This is a genomic window from Gelidibacter japonicus (assembly GCF_010725055.1).
Taxonomy (GTDB): Bacteria; Bacteroidota; Bacteroidia; order Flavobacteriales; family Flavobacteriaceae; genus Gelidibacter; species Gelidibacter japonicus.
In genome coordinates this window covers 78,297-100,178 of record NZ_BJKB01000011.1, presented here as the reverse complement: position 1 = coordinate 100,178, position 21,882 = coordinate 78,297, and the positions used below count along the sequence as shown (strand labels likewise).

Sequence of the window (21,882 nt, the reverse complement as noted above, 5' to 3'; positions counted from 1 at the left end):
TTCTTAACAGGAATAGGCGATTTTTTTTTTGCTTTCAATTTTTGGAGCTCAAACTCCCGATGACCGGACTTCAATTTTAAAATTTGCTTTCAGCTGATCCTGAATCTATTGTTCCTTGACAAAACCAATTAAGATATGTAAATAATAACTTACATTTGATTGCACTTCATCTAAAAACCATGTATTTCGTAGGCGAAATTCACTTAATTATTTACGTTTGCCGAACCCCTAATCATTAATTAATAGATATGAAAAATTTTACCTACTTATGTTTGGCCTTTTTTTGCTGCCTTACAGTCTATGCGCAAACAGAAAGCAAAAGCAATATCCAACGCGTCCGGATTGATTTCAAAACCCCCGAAGGCTATGTCCGCCACTTATTGTTGGCGTTTACCAAAGACAATAGTGCCACTGATGCCATTGATTATGGTTACGATGCCCGTAATCGAGATAAGCTTAAAGACGACCTGAATTGGATGATCAATTCGCAACGCTTTGTGATTCAAGGTGTGGGTGCCTACAGTGAATCCAAGAGGTATCCATTCGGTATGTTCCTGACCAATTCCGGACCTATTGAAATTTCTTTGACCGCCCTTGAGCACTTTGATACATCAATTCCCGTATTTGTACATGATGCCTGGAGTGACACCTATCATAAAATAAATGATCTCAGTTATAAAAAGATCATGGAAAGCGGTGTTTATCAAGATCGATTCTTTTTGGCCTTCTCCGATAATAAATCGCATCAATCGCTTTCTAATATTGACAATGTTTTAAATGATGTGTCCTTAAATTATTTTCGGAATTCCAAGACCTTACAGGTTAAATCCCAAGGCAAGCCGCTCCAATTGAAGTTGTACACGCTCCAAGGCCAATTGATCAGTTCGCATGACTTAAATAGTAATACAGAAACCCATACTCTGAGTATGGACCATCTTCAGAGTCAAGTTGTTTTGACCGTTTTGGAATCGGATCAGAATTATCGCCATAATCGTATCCTGATTAATTGAATCAGTAAGGAAACTTTCTGTTGAATTTCCGGTCCATAGATATTTATGGATCTACCCATATCAATCGTCTATTCTTTAATTAGGGTAGGCGATTTTTTTTGAACCGATGGAACGGATGGAACACTGACGACACTGATTCTGCTGATTTGCACTGATTTTTTTGACATGTCCAGATTATTACACGAAGATGCACAGAGGATATCACGGAGGATCGCGGAGTATAATGATCATGTATTGTTGCTTTGTGAGAATAAAATGCTGACCTGTCGGCTTTTCAGGCGGGTGAAGCCGATTTGTGTAGAGCTACGCAGGTTTTTTTGGAATTGATATCCCTTCCGTCTTTTAACTCTTTTCTGAGCTTAAAGCCATTCCGAAAAAAATCGGGACAAGCTCTTCCCTTAAAAAAAGGGAAGGAATTCTTTTGATTTGGATCATTTTTGAAATTTAGCCTAAAACTAAACTTCTCCTCCTTTTAAAGGAGGAGTGGATTCGATTCCCGGCAAGGAATCGAAGACGAGGTGGTTTTGACTCAATAATATATTCCGTCAAATTTTTAACCCAAATGGTTTTATAGCACCTATCCCTTTCCTTCTTTAAGCTTTGTTATGAGCTTAAATCCATCTTCTTTTAACCTTGGAGATGGCTTCTTTAAATCCATAAATCAGACCATCTCCTGACCGACCAAAAAAAAACATTGATGTACAGTTCGGTTGACGATTTCCGGCCTATAAAAAGGACTGCAGGACGTCGATAATTCAAATTAAATCTTTAAAAATATTGTTATTCGTCGTTGAAATCTGCACGTTCCTTATATCTGACGACTAAAATCGCTTCATATCGAAATTATTGCTATTCTGTAGGATGTCACCATAATTTTGCGCCTCCCTCCGTTAACGGTTAACCACGATTCCGCTCTATTTCAAACCAAATTTACCAACAAGCAACCGGAATTAAATTCCGGATTAAGAGTACCTACAGATTATGAAAAAAAATTACACTTACCTATTATCATTTATTCTTTTATCGCTTTTCGTCGGATTGTCTTATGGACAAAGTTCAGAATCAAAGCATGCTGGAAAAGGCGAGAACATTACAAAAAATAATTGGACAAATCCTGAAAACATTACAGTCGAAAATAGCTATGCTACAATAAAGCTGAAAGGCACTTCAGATTATTTAAAAGGGACCAACTATGGTTTTGACATTCCTAAATGTGCCACTATTGATGGCATTGAGCTTATCATTAAGAGAGCACAAAAGTCTTCTGGCAATGGAAATATACAAGACGCTCAAGTAAAACTTGTAAAAGGAAATAATACCTTTTCAAGGAACCTTGCGAGATCTGGAAATTGGCCAACTAATCAGAATGAAACAACTTACGGTAGCAATACGGAAGTTTGGGGTATTAATTGGACTCCAGACGACATCAATGATGCTAATTTTGGAGCCGTACTTTCTGTAAAAACTACCGGAAACGGGAATAAAGATGCCTCTGTGGATTATATGATGATCAAGGTGTACTTTACAGTTCCAGATACAACGGCCGATGCAGGCAGCGATATAGATTATTCTAATGATAATTGTGGTATTGTGAGTGTGAATTTAAATGCACAAAATTGGCGTGGAGAATGGTCAGTAATTTCTGGTCAACCTAGAACAAGTTACAGTTTTGGTAATAAAAATGACCCAAAGTCAACGTTTACAGGACAATTGGATGAGACCTATACCTTGCAATGGCAGAGATTTAATGCTTCGGCATGTGGTGATACTTCAGATACCATGACGGTGACATTTGCTAAATGTGAAGATTTCTTTGATTTTAATGGTAAAGAAAGCTATGTGAATTTTGGTAACGAATTCAATTTTTTGGGCGATTTTAGTATTGAATTATGGATAAAGCCTACAATGAGCGCGGCACCTAATCAGACCTTATTATCAAAACGAGGTTCTAATATCGTGAGCGGTTATGATTTAAGCCTGTCTAACGGAAAACTCAGTTTCAATTGGAATTCGTTTGGTAGCCTTGAATCTCCATATCCATTGTTTAATACCAGATGGTATCATGTGGCTGTTACTTTCAGCAATTGGAAGTATCGATTATATATTGATGGGATTCAAGTGGCAGAAGAATGGGGCTTTTTTCCATTAAATAACTCTTCCGATGCTATATTAGGTGCAACTAGAAATTCCTCTGATTTGATCCAAGACTTTTATAACGGCTCCATGGATGAAGTCCGTATTTGGAATAAGGCGTTGACCGAAGATCATATCCGTCAGATGATGAATCAAGAAATTGAGAAAAGTGGCACTGCGGTTCGTGGTTCGGTCCTTGGCATTGAGGTTTCCGATTTGAAATGGAACGACTTGGAGGGCTATTACCGAATGAATCAGGGGATTGATATTGCTGCTGGCAAGTTGGCCGACAATTCCGGATTGGGCACTATTGGAATTTTGAATGGAATGAAAACAATGCAACTTGAGTCTGCACCATTACCTTACACCACCACAGAAGATGGTCAATGGACCCAAGCCAAAACCTGGAAAAATGGAAGTGTTCAACAAATACCTAATTCTATCGGTATTGATGGCAAGACTTTAGTAGACTGGAATATTGTAAAGATTGGCCATAATGTCACTGCAACGGGCAAGAACATCAAGCTAGCAGGACTTTTGGTTGAGACCAACAGATTGACCATTCAAAATCATGATATAACAGATGGCCATAGTTTGGAGGTTTCAGAATATCTGAACATAAATGAAGGCGCTGTGTTGGAATTGGTGGGCGAATCGCAGCTAATTCAAGGAAAGAACAGTGTTCTTGGCACAGGTACAGGTATTTTAATGCGCGATCAACAAGGAACAGGTAATATGTTCAATTATAACTATTGGGGAAGCCCAGTAAGCACAGCTGGATCAGCCGATTCAAGAACATTTAGCGTGGCAGGTGTTCTCCATGATGGTGATTTGCCAGTGCTTTGGACTGCAAATAATAACGGCAGCCCAACCTCACCGGCAGTAACCCTGAGTACACGATGGTTATATACTTATAACGGAAATGCCGATAATTATAATGTTTGGAAACGTATTAATCAAAAAACAGAACTTCCAGTTGGCCTTGGATTTTTGATGAAGGGCGCTGGGGCTTATAATGCCGCAGATAAAAACTATACTTTTAAAGGTCAGCCTAATAATGGAACCATCCAAATTGCTGTTGGCGGACCAAAGCATGCGGTAGTGGTAGGCAACCCCTATCCATCAGCAATTGATGCCAATCAGTTTTTTGACGACAATGCAAATGTCCTTAAGCCTGGTAGTGCATTGCAATTTTGGGAACAATCTCCAGAAGGGAAGACCCATGTGTTTGCTGCCTACCAAGGACGTTACTCCTACTATGTAAAAACTGGTTCAGTAGCTGCAGCAAGACCTCCGGTAGGATCATCTGCACCTTCAGGGATTGCGGGAGCAGGTAGAGCATCAAAGACTCCGGGACGTTATATTCCGGTAGGTCAAGGATTTTATGTGGAAATCAATGATAAAGGTGGTAAAATCGAATTTAACAATGGCCAACGGAAATTTGTTAAAGAAGAAGTCGGAGAATCTGTGTTTTTAAGAACTCCTGAAAGTGGTTCAGATAAGGTTCAAAAAAGAACGGCTACCAATGCCAACGCAATTCAGCGTGTGCGCTTGGAGTTTACAACACCGGAAGGTGCCGCAAGATCGTTGTTGTTGGGCTTTACCCCTGATGATTCCGCTACCGATGGTATTGACTACGGATATGATGGTTTGAACAGTGATGACTTTCCAAGTGATCTTTCTTTCGCCATTGAAGATAAAAAGTTTGTGATCCAAGGAGTTGGTGCTTTTGATATCAATAAAAAGTATCCTCTGGATATGTCTTTAAAGATTGATGGAAACGTGGCCCTCGCTTTAACCGGCTTGGAAAATTTTGATGCGCCAATTGATGTTTTTGTCTATGACTCTGAATTGAACACCTATACCCAAATCAACGATAGTAATTTTCAAATGTCAATGCAGGCCGGTCAATACAAAGATCGCTTTTCTATCGTGTTCAGAAAGGATTCAACCTTATCAACCATCGATCAAGAATTTAAGGAAATTGGCGTGAAGTATCTCCAAAAAACAGCTGAGATCTACGTGAGCACACCTGAAAGCAGTAATGTACGTCAAGTATCTCTCATCAATATGGTTGGACAAACGGTCAGAACTTGGAATATATCGGACACACAGTATTCACGTGAATTTAAAATTGCGGTAAAGGATATTGCCGCAGGGAATTATATTATTCAAGTAGAATTAAGTAATAACAGTTATAACAAAAAAGTGGTCATTCAATAATAATTCACAAGTTTGACCAATTAATGATGATCAATCGTCTATTCTTTAATAAAGGGTAGACGATTTTTTTTAGACACGTCCCGATATCGGGATCACGGATTATTCGGAACCAAACCTCTCAGTCCCGATAGTCATCGGGATCAAAACCTGAGAGGTTTTTAAAGAAACTATCTTAAAATTTAGCAAAAAATTTAAACGCCTCCTCCTTTCGAAGGAGGAGTGGATTCGATTCCCAGAAAGGAGTCGAAGACCTGCCTGTCCGTCAGCCAGGCGAAGTGGTTGTATTATATAAGAAATTATCAAACCACTCATTTATATATTTTTGGTTTTAGATATGTTATGGAATTAATATCCCTTCCACCTACCTCTGTCAGCGAGACAGATCTTTAAGCACTTATCTGAACTTAAATCCATCCCAAAATAAGTGGAAGGAATTCAATTGATTGGAATATGTTTTTAAATCAAATTATAAATTGACCTCTTCGCAGATTTTGAATCTTAATCCTTAAATGTTGACGCCAGTCTAACAAGTTCATCGGTTAATCAGCACGAACCCCTATAAAATCCTTGTGCAACCCAGCATGATTTCCTTAAAAATACAACTTGGCAAAACGCCCAAATACCAACATGGTAAAACTAATTTGGCATTCCTGTTTTTCAACAAATTAAAACTATGAAAATATTAATTCAATCCTTCTTTATGCCTGATGAACACCGTCAAAGGTAATTATAGCATTTCAACGATTACTTTTCTTCAGCGCTCGTCTTCGCCGTATATTTATGTCTCTCTCCGAGTGGTAAATAGCATACCCAGCCTCACTATTTCAATGATTAAACACTTGGAATAGAGTTTTGTGTTAACATTATTCTATTGTATATGAAAAAACATTACACCTACTTACTGCAATTAGTTTTACTAATGTTTATGACAGGAGTTTCGTTTGGGCAAAATTCTGGAATTTACGAGAGTTCAGTAATTCTTGACAGTGGTTCTGGGAATCAGCAATTCGATTTATTTTCCCCTACGGACAGCACTAATGACACAGGATATTTTGACTATGACGGTTCTTACTTTGGTTCTTTTGGCTCCCAAAATGGCACATTACTACTAAATGGTGCTGAAAATAAAATTTGGAAATGTAATGCCACAGATGATATTATTAATGGTTGGTTGCATTATATGATTTATGAAACGGGAAATAGACCTAATCCCGTAGATTTTTTAAGTATAAATTTGGCTTGGTTTAGTAACGACATTGGTGCTGCTTGTGGCACTAACGGAGATAATCAGGTTTGGAAAACAGATAATGAAGGTCTTAATTTATTAGACGGACTAACAACAGGTAATTACACATTAGAAGTATTTACATTTGCTGATTATACTGTGGGTGGAATTCTTCAATTAAATCCTCATTATGTAAATAATAACGCTAATAATTTTAAGGCTACATTTGATGTTGACAATCCCCCAGAAGCCATTTGTGTAACCGAGCTTACCGTTCCATTAGGCGCAACAGGAACTGCTAGCATTACTTCAAATGATATTGATGGTGGCTCTACGGATGATATTGGAATTGCTTCATTAGCAATTGATGTTGATACTTTTGATTGTAATGATATTGGAACCCCAGTATTAGTAACTCTTACAGTTACGGATTCTATTGGTCAAACGGATACTTGTACTGTGCTTGTGACGGTTGTGGATAATATCCCACCAACCCTTTCAGCGGTTGGCAATAGAGATGAAAATGTGGACGTAGACTGTAACTTTACGATCCCTGATTACACGGGGCTTACCACCGCTGCAGATAATTGTGCCGCCCTTACCGTGACCCAATCTCCTGCCTCTGGAACCGTGATCAATGGTGCAGGGACAGTCCAAACGATAACACTTTCCACAACGGACGCTACCAATCCCGTAAGCACTACTTTTGATGTGACCCTCGTGGACAATAGCCCACCAACCCTTTCTGCGGTTGGCAATAGAAATGAAAATGTGGACGTAGACTGTAACTTTACGATCCCTGATTACACGGGGCTTACCACCGCTGCAGATAATTGTGCCACCCTTACCGTGACCCAATCTCCTGCCTCTGGAACCGTGATCAATGGTGCAGGGACAGTCCAAACGATAACACTTTCCACAACGGACGCTACCAATCCCGTAAGCACTACTTTTGATGTGACCCTCGTGGATGATCAAGCACCAATTGCCATTTGCCAACCGAGAACCATAATCCTTAATACCAGCGGAAACGCCAGTGTTACTGCTGCTCAAATTGACGGCGGTTCTACTGACAATTGTGGAATAGCTTCCATATCATTAGATAAATATAACTTTACCTGTAGCGATTTAGGAGACAATACAGTCACCTTAACCGTAATTGATACTGCTGGTAATGTGTCCACATGTACATCTATAGTAACGGTGGAAAGTCCTACTGAAGATGCAAGTGTAACTATCGCTTCCAATGATCCTAACGATGAAATTTGTTCGGGTTCAAGTATAACATTTACTGCAACACCAATCAATGGAGGAACAACGCAGTACTACGAGTGGTTTATAAACGGGATTAGCGAAGGCACAACGGTTGCCCCTACATTTACACCAAATACAACGCCGACGTCAAATTTTGAAATCTATGTAAGAAGAACAACTGATATTACAGGGTGCGGTCCTATACAAAGTCCCACCTTAAATATCACCGTAATCCCTCCGCCAGTTATAAGTTTTCCTTCCGAAGTTTGTATTGGTCGTAATACTTACCAGTTAACTCCAAGTTCAGGTGGAACATGGACCAGCAATAATACCAATATCGCGACCATTACGCCTAATAGTGGTGTAATAACTGGACTTGCCCCGGGTAGTGTTACGTTTACATATGTAAGTCCTTCAACTGGTTGTAGCATTACCACGGATCCCATTATTCTTAATCCATTACGAACAATCAATGCACCAGCAACTATGTGCGTCGGTGAAACTTATGGTCTATCCCCTTCAACTGGTGGACGTTGGTTAAGTAGTGATACTCGTATTGCCACTATTATAGAGGAAACAGGTGTTATAACTGCTGTTGGTCCTGGCTCGGTCGTTTTCAGATTTATAGACCGCACCACAGGTTGCACATCGTATTCATCGCAAACCGAAGTACAGGAAATCTCTATTATTAGATCAATAACAGCTTCAAACGACCCTATTTGTGCCGGCGATCCAACAATTTTGACTAGCATTGTGCAAGGCACCGGAAATTACGCTGAAACTCTTGTAAATTATACTTTTGATTCTGGAAACGACTATAGTGAATTGATTGATCATAGTACGACGCCAGGCATAAATTCAAGTTTTTCTTCTCCTAGTGATGAGAACAATATTCCATTTAACACAGCTGTTGGTACGCCTGGAGGGTTTTTCACAAATAATCCAGCAGAAGGAAGATCCCTCAGACAAATAGATGATTGGAGAGACGGTGGCATCTATGGGGGTACTGATGACAGCGGGGATTGGCTCTTAAATGTAGATGGACCTGCTCTGGTAAATTATCAAAACTTAAGAGTTTCATTTCAATATCGTCGAGGCTCTAGGTTTGGGGAACATAAATACATCATAGTCGATTATCGTGTAGGAAATTCAGGTCCGTGGACCAGCAACACCGTATACGTCCAAAAGGGGAACGCCTATTTTACCAATAATTGGATTTATGCAACTTTCTCACTGCCACCTTCTTTTGATAATGTTTCATCAATTCAGTTCAGACTGAGCGTGGACGATGGTTCGACTTTTAATCCCTGTACAATAGGTTCAGATGGTTGTCCGGACGGAGCTACCGCTATTGCAGAACCACATATTTATATCGATAATCTACAAGTTCAAGGCTCTGCCTTTGACGACTCTGTTGTGCATTCATGGTCGGCAAACACTGGTACAGCGGCCGGCTTGCCTACAAGTGCCACAATACCTTCAATAAATAATGATATCATAACGGTAAATCCGGAGGTTACCACTGAATATACCCTAACCGTCACCAATAGCAATGGCTGCGAAACCACTGAAACAGTGACTGTGAATGTCCATCCTTCCCCAGAAATTATAATCAATGCAGATTATTGCCCAGAAGACGACCCTTCCACTCCAGATCGAGATGAAAGTAATATGGTGCAATTGATAGCTTCTGCCAACCAGTCTATCACAAGTTGGGAATGGAACACAGGCGAGACAGGAAACACCATCTATGTGGATACCGCAGGACAATATCAGGTTATAGGTACAACTGAAAACGGATGTAGCCAAGCAGTAACTATTCAAGTAGCTCAAGAGCTCGTAGTTAACGGTGACTTTTCTTTGGGCAATTCGGATTTCGATTCGGACTACACCTATTATGCCAACTTGCAAAATGTGAACGGATACGCAATAACCACAGATGGAAATACCGTTAGTCCTGATTTTTATGGTCCAGACCATACCGACGGAACGGGGAATTTTATGGCTGTTAATAGTAATGGAAGTTCGAATGTGGTTTGGCGTCAAACAGTCAATGTTGAAGCAGGGGTTGAGTATTTTTTCAGTGCCTGGGCAAGAAGCTTAAATGCTTCAGGTCCATTTGGAAAATTGGCTTTTAGAGTTAACGGTATCCAGATGGGTGCGCAACTAGACCTAGACGCTTACCCAACCAATGATTGGAGTCGTTTTAATGGTACGTGGACTTCCACAGTTGACGGCGCTATTCTGATCGAAATTATTAATAATGAACCTTCGCCTGTTGAAAATAATTTTGGGATCGATGACATTTCTTTTGCAACCTTATCTACGTTTATAAATTTAACCTCTCATATTGGAAGTATAGATCAAACAGTTTGTGAAAACATGCCTATAGAAACAATTACCTATGAAGTTGGAGGTGGTTTAACAGGTCCTACCATTACAGGTTTACCAGCAGGATTGGATACAACATTTGATGGTTTAGTGTTTACAATCAGTGGAATACCAACTGAAAGCGGAACTTTTAATTATACCATTGATATCAATGCAAGTTGTGGCAATAAAACAGCTTCAGGAGTCATTGTTGTTAATCCGGCACCTGTTGTAACCATCACTACGCCGTCCCAAACAATTTGCCAGTCAGAAGGCACCATCACATTAAGTGCAACCTTAAGTGGTAGTGCAACTGGAGGTACTTGGACAACGAACGGTACAGGAAATTTTACACCAAGTGCGACTGATCCGAATGCCACCTATAACTTTGGTTCAGCGGAAACAGGAGATATCACTTTAACATTTACCTCAAACAATCCTGATGGTCCGTGTGAAGCAACTGTTGAGACATTGGACATTGAAATCACTCCTTATATTATAGCAACTGTTGGAGAAAATCAAACGACGGCAAATTGTGATATCAATACAGTTACTTTAACAGGCAACAATGTCATTGGTCAATGGACGGCTTCGCCTAATACGGGATATTTTTCTGACCCTTCTGTCTATAATTCAACATTTACAGGAGAAAGTGGAGAAACTTACACGCTTACATGGACCGCTACTAATACTGGTGTATGTACAGATAACACAACGGCTACAATGACAGTAACAATTCCTGATTGTGGTACAAACCTCGTATTTAACGGTGTCAATGAATATATCAATTTTGGAGATCATTATAATTTAAGTGGTCCGTTCAGTATTGAAGCTTGGATAAAACCTGCCAACGTTACAGGAACGAAGACTATCATTTCCAAACGAAATGGAACTGCGCTGACCGATGGCTATGACTTGAGTTTGATAGGCAATCGTCTTTATTTCCGTTACAACAATGCCAATCCAGCAATCGATGCTACTCAAGCTATGAATCCTAACCAATGGTACCATGTTGCAGTTACTTATGATGGCGCAAATTATATCTTATATATTGATGGTTTCCAATTGCGCAACCGTGCAGGTTCAGCCCCTTCAATAAATAATAACAAAGCGCTTATTGGCGCTATGGACAGAACTAATAATTTACCAATCAATTATTTTAATGGAGGTATTGATGAAGTCCGTATTTGGAATACTGCTTTAACCGAAACGCAAATCCGTGAGATGATGAACCAAGAAATTGAAGCTCATGGCACTAATGTTAGGGGAATCGTTATTCCTATGGATATTGCTGGTTTACAATGGAGTGATTTGAGAGGTTATTATCAGATGAATACAGGTCCACAAACAAGTGTAGCTTCAGGTATTATTCAGAATATTACAAGTATTCCTGTTCCGGGCACATTAAATGGAATGACCTCTGATCAGGAAGAAACAGCACCAATCCCATATCGATCAATCGCAGATAGTAACTGGGACAGTCCGACAACGTGGTCAGCTGAATCAGTACAACAAATACCAAATTCGATAATAAATAATATTCGTCCTGGTCTATACCAAACGTGGAATATTGTAAGAACTGCTAATAATATTACCGCAGAAAACAAGAACTTCACAGTATTAGGACTTTTTATTGACGCCAACAAGTTGGCTATTCAAAATTCAGATCCATTTAATGGACATAGCTTGGAAGTGACAAAATATCTAAACATTGCTGACGACGCCATTTTAGATCTTGTTGGCGAATCGCAATTACTACAAGGAGAAGGGAGTATTCTTGGACCTGGAACAGGCGTTTTAGAGCGCGACCAACAAGGTACGGGCAATATGTTTAACTACAACTATTGGGGAAGTCCGGTAACAAACGCCGAAACCGCAGGAGAAAGAACTTATTCTTTGTCTGGAATTTTATTTGACGGCAACGATCCTGTTCAATGGACCGGTGGATTAAATGGTAGCCAAACCTCACCCTTAACCTTGAGCACCCGTTGGTTGTACACTTTTGAAAACCGTGATTTTGATGACTATAATGGTTGGAACCGTATTACCCAAAACACTGCTATTAAGGTGGGTCTTGGGTTTTTGATGAAAGGGACAGGTCCTCAAGGTTCCTTTGATCAGAACTATACGTTTAGAGGGCGACCAAATAATGGAGACATTACAATAACGATTAATCCATCAGAGTTAACAACTCTGTTGGGTAATCCATATCCGTCGGCCATTGATGCTTCTGAATTTATTAAAGAAAATGAGACTTCACTTAAGGAAGGAACACTGATTTTCTGGGAACAGGCTCCATCAAATAATTCTCATTATTTGGCAGCATATCAAGGCCGCTATTCCTATTTGAACATGCTTGGCGGCCTATCGGCGGCAACTCCACCTGGTATAGCGAACAGTGGTGATGCCACGAAGGAACCCAAAAATGCAGTTCCTGTTGGTCAAGGTTTTTTTGTAACTGGGAGCAATGATGGCGGAGATGTCATCTTTAAAAATTCACATCGGATATTTGTTACTGAAACAAGTGGTGGGTCAGTGTTCCTCAGAAATTCTGAAGACTCAACGAAAATTTTAAAGACTCAGGGAGAAGCCCCTTTATATGAAGATAATATCCAACGTGTACGTTTCGCGTTCACCACTCCAGAAAATGCAACAAGACATTTACTCTTGGGCTTCACACCCGATAATGACGCCACTGATGGTATTGATTATGGTTATGATGCTTCCAATAGTGATGATTTCCCAAGTGATCTTTCTTTTGCCATTGAAGGTAGAAAGTTTGTAATCCAAGGGGTGGGTTCATTTGACATCAACAAAAAATATCCATTGGACATGACTCTGGGGATCACCGGTAATGTGGAGCTTGCTTTGACAGGTTTAGAGAATTTTGAGGAGACAATTGATGTCTATGTGCATGATGCATTACTGGATACCTATACCAGAATCAACACGGTTGGTTTCCAAGCCAATTTGGAGGCGGGCAACTATAGCGGACGTTTCTCCATCGTGTTCCAACCTGATTCTACCTTGTCCACCATTGATCAGGATTTTAAGGATATTAGCGTGAAGTATCTGCAAAAGACGGATGAAATCTATGTGAAAACTCCGGCAAGTATTGAAGTCCACCAAGTGTACTTAGTTAATATGGCTGGACAGGCCGTCAGATCATGGAACATGACCAATATGAATTTTGCACAAGAGTTTAAGATTCCGGTGAAGAACATTTCTGAAGGCAATTATGTCCTCAAAGTAGAAACCAATACCAACAGTTATAACAAAAAAGTAATTATTAAATTTTAATCCAAAGGTTTAACCAATCAATGCAAATCGTCTATTCTTTAATAAAGGGTAGACGATTTTTTTTATGGAACGCAGATGACGCGGATATTTGCGGATTTGCACTGATTTTTTTTAGACACGTCCCGATATCGGGATCACGGATTATTCGGAACCAAACCTCTCAGTCCCGATAGCCATCGGGAGCAAAACCCGAGAGGTTTAAAAAAAAAACAAACAACTTTGCGCCTCGGTGTAACTCCGTGAAACAACTCTACTTATCCTTCAATAATCTCACCAAAGTCCCCAAGTCCACCGATTGCTGATCCCCAGTATCCATGTTTTTTAGCGTATAGGTGTCCGACTCCAATTCTGATGCCCCTACCAAAACCACATTCGGAATGTTACGCTTATTGGCATAATTAAACTGCCTTACGGTTTTTTTGCTATCAGGAAATAATTCGGCATTGATGCCATTTTTTCTAAGCTCTTTTATGGCTTTCATACTGGCCATAGCTTCTGCCTCGCCAAAATTGATGAATAGGGCCTTTACCGTATTGGTAATTGTTTCTGGAAACAAGTTCAAGGTTTCCAATACTAAATAAATACGGTCCAAACCAAAACTGATACCTACGCCACTTACATCTTTCAATCCAAAAATACCGGTAAGATCGTCATAGCGTCCGCCACCGCCAATGGAACCCATATCAACACCTTTTGGAGCCGATACTTCCAAAATGGCACCAGTGTAGTAGTTGAGTCCCCGAGCCAAAGTGACGTCCAACTGTAAGTTTGCCGATTGCAATTTCAATTCAGAAATAGCTTTGTCTATAAACTCCAGTTCTTCAATCCCTTTTTTGCCTTCTTCAGATGTTGATAAGATGGATTTTAATTGAGCAATCTGCGATTCAAAACTTCCCGACAAGGTGAACAAAGGTTGCAACTTGTCAATTCCAGACTCAGGAATCCCTTTGCCCAACATTTCTTCCTTGACTTTCTCCTCGCCAATTTTATCTAATTTATCGAGGGCCACAGTAAAGTCGATCAGCTTATCTTGCGCGCCAATCACCTCCGCTATTCCCGCCAAAATTTTACGATTGTTGATTTTAATGGTCACGCCTTCCAATTTCAAGGCTGTAAAGACGGCATCGTACAATTGGACAAATTCTACTTCTTGCCAAAGTGACTGTGACCCGACCACATCAGCATCACACTGGAAAAACTCTCTAAATCGGCCTTTCTGAGGACGGTCTGCCCTCCACACTGGTTGGATTTGGTAACGTTTAAAAGGAAATTCGATATCGTTTTGGTGTTGCACCACGTACCTGGCAAACGGAACGGTAAGATCGTAACGTAGTGCCTTTTCTGAGATAGAAGGTGTTATTTTAGTGGAGTCCTTGGCCTCATAAGCCTCCGGATCTGCCTTACTCAAAAAGTCTCCTGAATTCAGAATCTTAAAAATCAATCGGTCGCCTTCTTCGCCATATTTGCCCATCAGGGTTTCTGAATTTTCAAAACTTGGGGTTTCAATGGGTTGGAATCCGAAACGTTCAAAATTTTGACGGATGATGCTAATTATATAATTGCGCTTTGCAACCTCTTCAGGATTGAAATCGCGTGTGCCTTTTGGGATGCTTGGTTTTTTTGCCATGTCAATTTCCCGCGAAAGCGGGAATCTCTTTTATTCCTCGCGAAAGCGGGGGTCTTGTTAAAATTATTTTCGTAATTCCTGTCCTTCAACTTGTGTTATAGGGTACTTTCAATGAAAATATATTTTCAGTGAAAGTAATGCTCAAGATAAACTCCAGCGGGAATCTCTTATTTAATATTACTATTCCTGCAAAAATATTATAATTTGAAGAATATAAAACCAAAACCCCGTAGTAAATGACATTCTTGAAATTGTCTCCCGCAGATCGCGCAGATTTTCGTGGAGAGTTTTGGAATTTAGGGTTAAAATCCTCAAAAATTCCTTAATCTTGTGATTGTCTTAGACGTCAACTCTGGCAGGGTAGGTCATCCAGGATCACGTGGTTGTTACCTGCAAGACCCTGCGGCATCCGTACTGGCGAGAGGCGGGTCTGTGGGAAACGAAAAAAATCCACTGCTTATTTCAAAATTATAGTAACTTTATTCATTGTTTGTAGTCTTATAGTCATTCAACCATACAGAACAACCAGCATTTATGTTTTCATTATTTAGAGAGAATATTAGAATAGCCCTTAATTCCATTCGTACTCAATTGTTGCGCACCATATTGACTATTCTGATCATTGCCATCGGTATCACGGCTTTGGTAGGAATTTTGAGTGCAGTATCGGCCTTGGAAAATACTATTTCTAGTGACTTCTCTTCTATGGGTGCCAATACGTTTAATTTTCAACGTTACGAATTTACCACCCAGCGTCAAAGTGGAAAAGAGGTCCAGAAAATCAATCCCATTATTTCCTACAGAAATGTGAAGGATTTTGAAGATAAATACAACTATCCGTTTACTCAAGTCGGTATCTCGTTTGTTGGCACCCAATCTGCCGAGGTGAAGTACGAAAATAAAAAAACAGATCCTGAAGTCATGGTTTTGGGCGTTAACCAACACTATATCCAAAACTCTGGATTGGAAGTGAGCGAAGGTCGCGAATTCAATTATTTTGACATCGAAAACAGCACCAACTTTTGTGTGATAGGAAGCGATTTGGCGAAATCTATTTTAAGCGATGTCAATCCAATTGGCCAAACCATTAGCGTTAGAGGGGCTAAGTTTAAAGTGATTGGGGTTTTAAAGGCAAAAGGCTCGAGTTTTGGGAATAATCAGGATTTACGGATGATGATTCCCATCCAAAAAGCAAGAACCCTATTTACAGGACCAAATATCAATTACAGTTTGAGTGTTAAAACCGACAAAAAGGATATGTTGGAAGGCGCACAGGATGATGCCATTTTGACCTTTAGAAATATTAGAAACCTAAACCCTATTGAAGAGAATGACTTTGGAATAGAACGTAGTGACGATCTGATCAACCGCATCGGTTCCATTACTGGTTATCTATATGTGGCTGCATGGGTGATTAGCTTGATCACGATTTTAGGATCGTCAATTGCGTTAATGAACATTTTGTTTGTGTCGGTGACGGAACGGACGCGGGAGATTGGAGTACGGAAAGCTTTGGGTGCCAAGAGGAAAACCATTGCCACACAGTTCTTTATGGAAGCGATCATCATTGGGCAGTTGGGAGGTGTTTTAGGAATCATATTGGGCGTCCTTATTGGGTATGGGGTTTCCGCCGCTGCAGATTTCCAGTTCTCAACCCCATGGCTTGCCATGTTTAGTGCCTTTACTATAGCTTTTATTGTCGCAGTGGTTGCTGGATTGTTGCCGGCTGTGAAAGCCGCTAAATTGGATCCGGTTGAATCGCTGCGATATGAATAAGATAGAAAGCGTTGTTGAAATTGCTGTTGGAACCAGCTTTAGAATAGGACGGAAACTCTTAATTTGGTAATTGAATATCTTAAAGACTGAATTTATAAAACAAAAAACAGATATAATAAGAAGTGGGAAGTAAAAATAAACTCAAAAGATTTAAGGAAAATGAAACCTTTTCAAATGTTTATCAGCCAACACGAGCAGAATTGGTCGATAGCAATTTTGATTTGAAAGGGCGCTGGAATGCTGAAGTTTTTAAAAATGATCATCCTTTGGTGTTAGAGCTGGGTTGTGGAAAAGGAGAATATACGCTTGGATTGGCAGAAAGATACCCTAATAAAAACTTTATTGGTATTGATATAAAAGGTGCGCGATTTTGGAGAGGTGCAAAAACTGCCGTGGAAGATGGAGTTCCGAATGTCGCTTTTTTGCGGACTCAGATAGAACTCATTGACTACGCCTTTGGTAAAGAAGAGGTTGATGAAATCTGGATCACGTTCCCGGATCCTCAAATCAAATATAAACGTACCAAACACCGTATGACAAATGCTGTTTTTTTGGAGCGCTATAAATCCATCCTTAAACCTGAGGGTGTGGTCCATTTGAAAACGGATAGTGAATTTATGCATGGTTACACCTTGGGTTTATTGCATGGGGCGGGTCATGACGTGCTGTATGCCAACCATAATGTATACAAACAAGAAGGGAGTCCTGCTGAAGTGACAGAAATTCAGACCTATTATGAGGGTCAGTATTTGGAGAAAAACAAAGCAATTACCTATATTAGATTTAAAATTAAATAATCTTGAACATTACGGTCATATTTTTACTCGGAATGATCATTGCCCTAATTGGTGTCATTCCACCTGGGTTATTGAATATGACAGCGGCTAAAATAAGCCTAAAGGAAGGACATGTAAGAGGTATTATGTTTTCCATTGGTGTTTGCGTCATTGTGTTTTTGCAAACCTATATTGCGGCCATGTTTGCCAGGTATTTGACCAATCATCCAGATATCGTTGTAGTGTTGCAGCGTGTAGCATTTGTTATATTTGTACTGATAACTATTTATTATCTCCTTATCGCAAAAGCGACCTCAAAGACAGAAATTGATCCACAATCAAGAAGTAAGCACAGTCGGTTTTTTCATGGGATGTTTTTATCGGCCATCAATGTGTTCCCGATTCCTTATCAGGCTTATATGACCGTTACCCTGGCTTCATTTGGATGGTTGGAGTTTAACCGACCGATGATTATTTCATACGTTGGTGGTGCCGTAACGGGTACTTTTGTGATGTTGTATATGTATATTTTCTTTTTTGATAAGATCAAGAACAAACGACTCACCTCCCAAAAAAACATGAATTATATTATTGGTACGATAACAGGCGTAATTGCCATTGTCACATTATTCAATATTATAATGGATTTATGAAACCAGAAACTCTCAATTTCTTTGAAAAGGTATACGAAGTGGCCAAACAGATTCCTTATGGACGCGTGACGAGCTATGGAGCCATTGCCAACTTTTTGGGAGCTTCTCGAAGTGCGAGAATGGTTGGCTATGCACTAATTGGCTCAGTATCTAAAGACGTCCCAGCACACCGTGTTGTCAATAGAAACGGTTTGCTCACAGGAAAGCATCATTTTGAAGGTACCAACCTCATGCAGCAGCTCTTGGAAAGTGAGGGTATTATTGTAAAAGATAATCAAGTGCAGAATTTTGATGAAGTATTCTGGGAGCCGAGTAAAGAACTATAACTCTCAGTTACTACATACAAAGTCAAAACGATTGCACTTCCATTGATTTCACGTCATTTCCCTTCAGATTTTTGTAACAGGGCAGATGAGCCCATCTGAATTAATGTTGGCCCAGTATTATAGGTCTTTCAATTTCTTTGGTTGTGCATGATATTGCTGTAATGTTATGTTCGATAGCAATTTTTTGGCTTTGCACCTTCCAATTACAATAGGTTTTGTGTTTTTTGGGCTATTATCGATTATGGTGCATTGTCATTTCCTGATTTTTGAAAAAAATTACAAATAATGACATGAAAAAACCTTGATTGATCTGTTCAATCCTGTCATTAAAATCTTCATGCTTCCAGTTTCCTTCTTCCATCTATATTAATTATATTTGCACTTTAGAATGGTTCTTAATAAAATCAAGCAGAGCATAAAAAGATGGATTCGTATGATCATCTTTTTTCTTTGTCTTTTAGCATCTTATAACAATGAAATTACATAAACAAGACATCCTTAAAGCGCTCGAGAGCATTTCTGTTCCCGGCGAAGGCAAGAATATGATAGAAAGTGGTGCAGTGAAAAACGTGGTCACATTTGCTGACGAAGTCATTGTGGATATCACTATTTCTAATCCGACACTTCAGGCAAAAAAGAAGACGGAGGTGGAAATCATGAAGATCATCCATGATAAAGTTTACGAAAAAGCAAAAGTCACCGTCAATATAAAAGTGGATGCCCCACCAAAATCGTCTGCCAATAGTATCAAGGGAAAAGCCATTCCTGGGATTCAAAATATTATAGCGGTAGCTTCTGGAAAGGGTGGTGTTGGGAAGTCGACAGTTACGGCAAATATAGCGGTCACCTTGGCCAAAATGGGTTTTAAAGTTGGCATTTTGGATGCTGATATTTATGGGCCATCAATTCCGATCATGTTTGATGTGGAAATGGAAAAACCTATTGCTGTTAATATTGACGGCAAATCAAAAATGAAACCCATAGAGAATTATGGTGTTAAGATATTGTCCATTGGATTCTTTACCCAGCCAAACCAAGCTGTGGTCTGGCGTGGACCGATGGCGGCAAAGGCGTTAAATCAAATGATTTTTGATGCACATTGGGGCGAATTGGATTTTATGCTTATCGATTTACCTCCAGGAACGGGAGATATCCATTTAAGCATTATGCAGTCGCTGCCTATCACAGGTGCAGTTATTGTAAGCACTCCGCAAAATGTTGCTTTGGCCGATGCCAAGAAAGGAGTGTCCATGTTTCAACAAGAAAGCATTAATGTTCCGGTGTTAGGAATTATTGAAAATATGGCCTATTTTACGCCTGCTGAATTGCCTGAAAACAAGTACTATATTTTTGGAAAAGAAGGCGCCAGACATTTGTCCCAAGATTTGGACGTTCCATTTTTAGGTGAGATTCCATTGGTGCAAAGCATTCGCGAGGCTGGAGATGTGGGGCGTCCGGCTGCTCTTCAAACAGCAACACCTTTGGAGAAGGCCTTCGAAAAATTAACGCAAAACGTAGTGGAAGAAGTGGTGAGACGTAATGAGGATTTACCGCCTACTGAAGCTATTAAAATTACAACGATGGCTGGATGTTCAGCAGTTAAAAATAAATAATGATACCGTCTTATGGTATTATCAACACTCTTAAACAAGTAATATGACAACTGAAGAACTTAGATTAAATGTTGAGAAAGCACTTGATGAAATCCGTCCATTTTTGCAAAGTGATGGCGGAGATATTGCTTTATTGTCCATTGAAAATGACAATTTGGTAAGAGTACAGTTGGAAGGCGCCTGTGTAGGATGTTCGGTCAATCAAATGACTTTAAAGTCGGGAGTTGAAATGACCATTAAGAAATATGCACCACAAATTGAGCATGTCATCAATGTTGATGGCAAATAAAATAAATAGGAGATGGGAATTCTGATGGCTGTCGATTCGGTTTTGCCGGTTGTTTTCCAATAAAACTATGTGTTTGAAGTCTCAGAACCCTAATTTTCTTGCAAATGACAAATGTCATAAAAATAAAGTTTTTTTATTTGGAAATTTGCGAAACTAAATGAAGTTTAATTAAATGAAATACCACTTTGGTCTGTTGACAGACAGGTTAGTGGCCACTATATGATTAAAACAGATATACTTATCATTGGCGCAGGACCGACAGGACTTTTTGCCGTGTTCGAAGCCGGATTATTAAAAATGAAATGCCATCTTATTGACGCTTTGCCACAACCTGGCGGTCAATGTACAGAGCTTTACCCTAAAAAACCCATCTACGATATTCCAGGTTTTCCTGAAATATTGGCAGGCGATCTGACCAAAAATCTTTTGGAACAGTGTAAGCAATTTGAACCAGGATTTACATTGGGCGAGCGGGCAGATACCATTGAAAAACAAGAGGACGGTAGTTTTATTGTCACCACTAATAAAGGCACTAAACATCAGGCGCCAGTAGTTGCCATTGCTGGTGGTTTAGGTAGTTTTGAACCGCGTAAACCTTTGATTGCTAATATCTCTTACTTTGAAGATAAGGGCGTGGAGTACTTTATAAAGGATCCAGAAATTTATAGAAATAAACGAGTGGTCATTTCCGGTGGAGGTGACTCTGCGTTGGATTGGACTATTTACCTTGCCGATATTGCTTCAGAGGTTACTTTGATCCATAGACGAAATGAATTTAGGGGCGCTTTGGATTCTGTGGACAAAGTTCAAGAATTAAAAAATGCCGGAAAAATCAACCTGGTGACACCTGCTGAAGTTATCAATATTGTTGGTGACCATAAAGTTGAGGCAGTTGTAGTTGCCCAGGCTTTAAATATCGAAAAGGAATTTGAGATTGAGTGCGACCATTTTATCCCGTTGTTTGGATTATCGCCTAAACTCGGACCAATAGCAAAATGGGGACTCGAAATTGAGAAAAACGCCATAGTCGTGAATAATGCCTTGGACTATCAAACCAATATCCCGGGTATTTTTGCCATAGGCGACGTAAATACCTATCCTGGAAAGTTGAAGCTTATTCTCTGTGGTTTCCATGAAGCAACCTTGATGTGCCAAGCGGCTTATCAAATAATCAATCCTGGAAAGCGCTATGTTTTGAAATATACAACGGTCAGTGGTGTTGATGGCTTTGATGGTACACGCAAGGAAGCGCCAAAACAAGTTGTGAAGGCAATTGAATAAGTTGACAGTACGCAGTCGGCAGTATG

11 protein-coding genes are annotated in these 21,882 nt (G+C 39.8%); 10 read left to right on the top strand and 1 reads right to left on the bottom strand.

Annotated features, from left to right (window positions below; all coding sequences use genetic code 11):
• Nucleotides 1–248: 248 nt before the first annotated feature.
• The 3 genes from G6N06_RS12330 (at nt 249) to G6N06_RS12320 (ending at nt 13,515) form a co-directional block, all read left to right on the top strand.
• Entirely contained in the window at nt 249–1,010 is a 762-nt protein-coding gene (locus G6N06_RS12330) for a DUF8693 domain-containing protein (RefSeq protein WP_163517051.1), read from the top strand.
• Between the two features lie 981 nt (nt 1,011–1,991).
• Nucleotides 1,992–5,366 carry a DUF8693 domain-containing protein gene (locus G6N06_RS12325; RefSeq protein WP_163517050.1) on the top strand — a complete coding sequence of 1,125 codons (3,375 nt, stop codon included), beginning with the start codon at nt 1,992–1,994 and terminating at the stop codon, nt 5,364–5,366.
• Between the two features lie 877 nt (nt 5,367–6,243).
• Nucleotides 6,244–13,515 (top strand): DUF8693 domain-containing protein, encoded by a 7,272-nt coding sequence (locus G6N06_RS12320; protein ID WP_163517049.1) that lies wholly within the window; start codon nt 6,244–6,246, stop codon nt 13,513–13,515.
• Nucleotides 13,516–13,765: 250 nt separating this feature from the next.
• Here G6N06_RS12320 and hisS read toward each other — a convergent pair whose 3' ends face one another.
• Nucleotides 13,766–15,142, bottom strand: a complete 1,377-nt coding sequence (hisS, locus tag G6N06_RS12315; RefSeq protein ID WP_163517048.1) for a histidine--tRNA ligase — start codon at nt 15,140–15,142, stop codon at nt 13,766–13,768.
• Nucleotides 15,143–15,676: 534 nt separating this feature from the next.
• Between hisS and G6N06_RS12310 the strand changes: the two genes are divergently transcribed.
• The 7 genes from G6N06_RS12310 to G6N06_RS12280 all read left to right on the top strand — a co-directional run bounded on the left by G6N06_RS12310 (nt 15,677) and on the right by G6N06_RS12280 (nt 21,856).
• Nucleotides 15,677–16,918, top strand: coding sequence for an ABC transporter permease (locus G6N06_RS12310; protein ID WP_163517047.1), 1,242 nt, complete (start codon nt 15,677–15,679; stop codon nt 16,916–16,918).
• Nucleotides 16,919–17,040: 122 nt separating this feature from the next.
• Nucleotides 17,041–17,715, top strand: coding sequence for a tRNA (guanosine(46)-N7)-methyltransferase TrmB (gene trmB / locus G6N06_RS12305; RefSeq protein ID WP_163517046.1), 675 nt, complete (start codon nt 17,041–17,043; stop codon nt 17,713–17,715).
• 2 nt (nt 17,716–17,717) lie between these two features.
• Nucleotides 17,718–18,347 (top strand): LysE family transporter, encoded by a 630-nt coding sequence (locus G6N06_RS12300; protein ID WP_163517045.1) that lies wholly within the window; start codon nt 17,718–17,720, stop codon nt 18,345–18,347.
• Entirely contained in the window at nt 18,344–18,673 is a 330-nt protein-coding gene (locus G6N06_RS12295; RefSeq protein ID WP_163517044.1) for an MGMT family protein, read from the top strand. Before G6N06_RS12300 ends, G6N06_RS12295 begins: the two co-directional genes overlap by 4 nt.
• A gap of 473 nt (nt 18,674–19,146) precedes the next feature.
• The gene (locus tag G6N06_RS12290) at nt 19,147–20,286 is read left to right on the top strand and encodes an Mrp/NBP35 family ATP-binding protein (RefSeq protein ID WP_163517043.1); all 1,140 of its coding nucleotides are present in this window, start codon (nt 19,147–19,149) and stop codon (nt 20,284–20,286) included.
• Nucleotides 20,287–20,329: 43 nt separating this feature from the next.
• Nucleotides 20,330–20,575: a NifU family protein gene (locus tag G6N06_RS12285; RefSeq protein WP_163517042.1), complete on the top strand. Its 246-nt coding sequence runs from the start codon at nt 20,330–20,332 to the stop codon at nt 20,573–20,575.
• A gap of 219 nt (nt 20,576–20,794) precedes the next feature.
• A complete protein-coding gene (locus G6N06_RS12280; RefSeq protein WP_163517041.1) occupies nt 20,795–21,856 on the top strand; it encodes an NAD(P)/FAD-dependent oxidoreductase in 1,062 nt (353 codons plus the stop codon).
• The last annotated feature ends 26 nt before the right edge of the window (nt 21,857–21,882 follow it).

What these genes read in the sequence shown, in the direction of transcription:
- hisS (WP_163517048.1), bottom strand. Translation starts at nt 15,142, where the DNA reads ATGGCAAAAAAACCAAGCATCCCAAAAGGCACACGCGATTTCAATCCT.
- G6N06_RS12295 (WP_163517044.1), top strand. Translation starts at nt 18,344, where the DNA reads ATGAAACCAGAAACTCTCAATTTCTTTGAAAAGGTATACGAAGTGGCC.
- G6N06_RS12280 (WP_163517041.1), top strand. Translation starts at nt 20,795, where the DNA reads ATGATTAAAACAGATATACTTATCATTGGCGCAGGACCGACAGGACTT.
- G6N06_RS12325 (WP_163517050.1), top strand. Translation starts at nt 1,992, where the DNA reads ATGAAAAAAAATTACACTTACCTATTATCATTTATTCTTTTATCGCTT.
- G6N06_RS12290 (WP_163517043.1), top strand. Translation starts at nt 19,147, where the DNA reads ATGAAATTACATAAACAAGACATCCTTAAAGCGCTCGAGAGCATTTCT.
- G6N06_RS12320 (WP_163517049.1), top strand. Translation starts at nt 6,244, where the DNA reads ATGAAAAAACATTACACCTACTTACTGCAATTAGTTTTACTAATGTTT.
- G6N06_RS12330 (WP_163517051.1), top strand. Translation starts at nt 249, where the DNA reads ATGAAAAATTTTACCTACTTATGTTTGGCCTTTTTTTGCTGCCTTACA.
- G6N06_RS12310 (WP_163517047.1), top strand. Translation starts at nt 15,677, where the DNA reads ATGTTTTCATTATTTAGAGAGAATATTAGAATAGCCCTTAATTCCATT.
- G6N06_RS12285 (WP_163517042.1), top strand. Translation starts at nt 20,330, where the DNA reads ATGACAACTGAAGAACTTAGATTAAATGTTGAGAAAGCACTTGATGAA.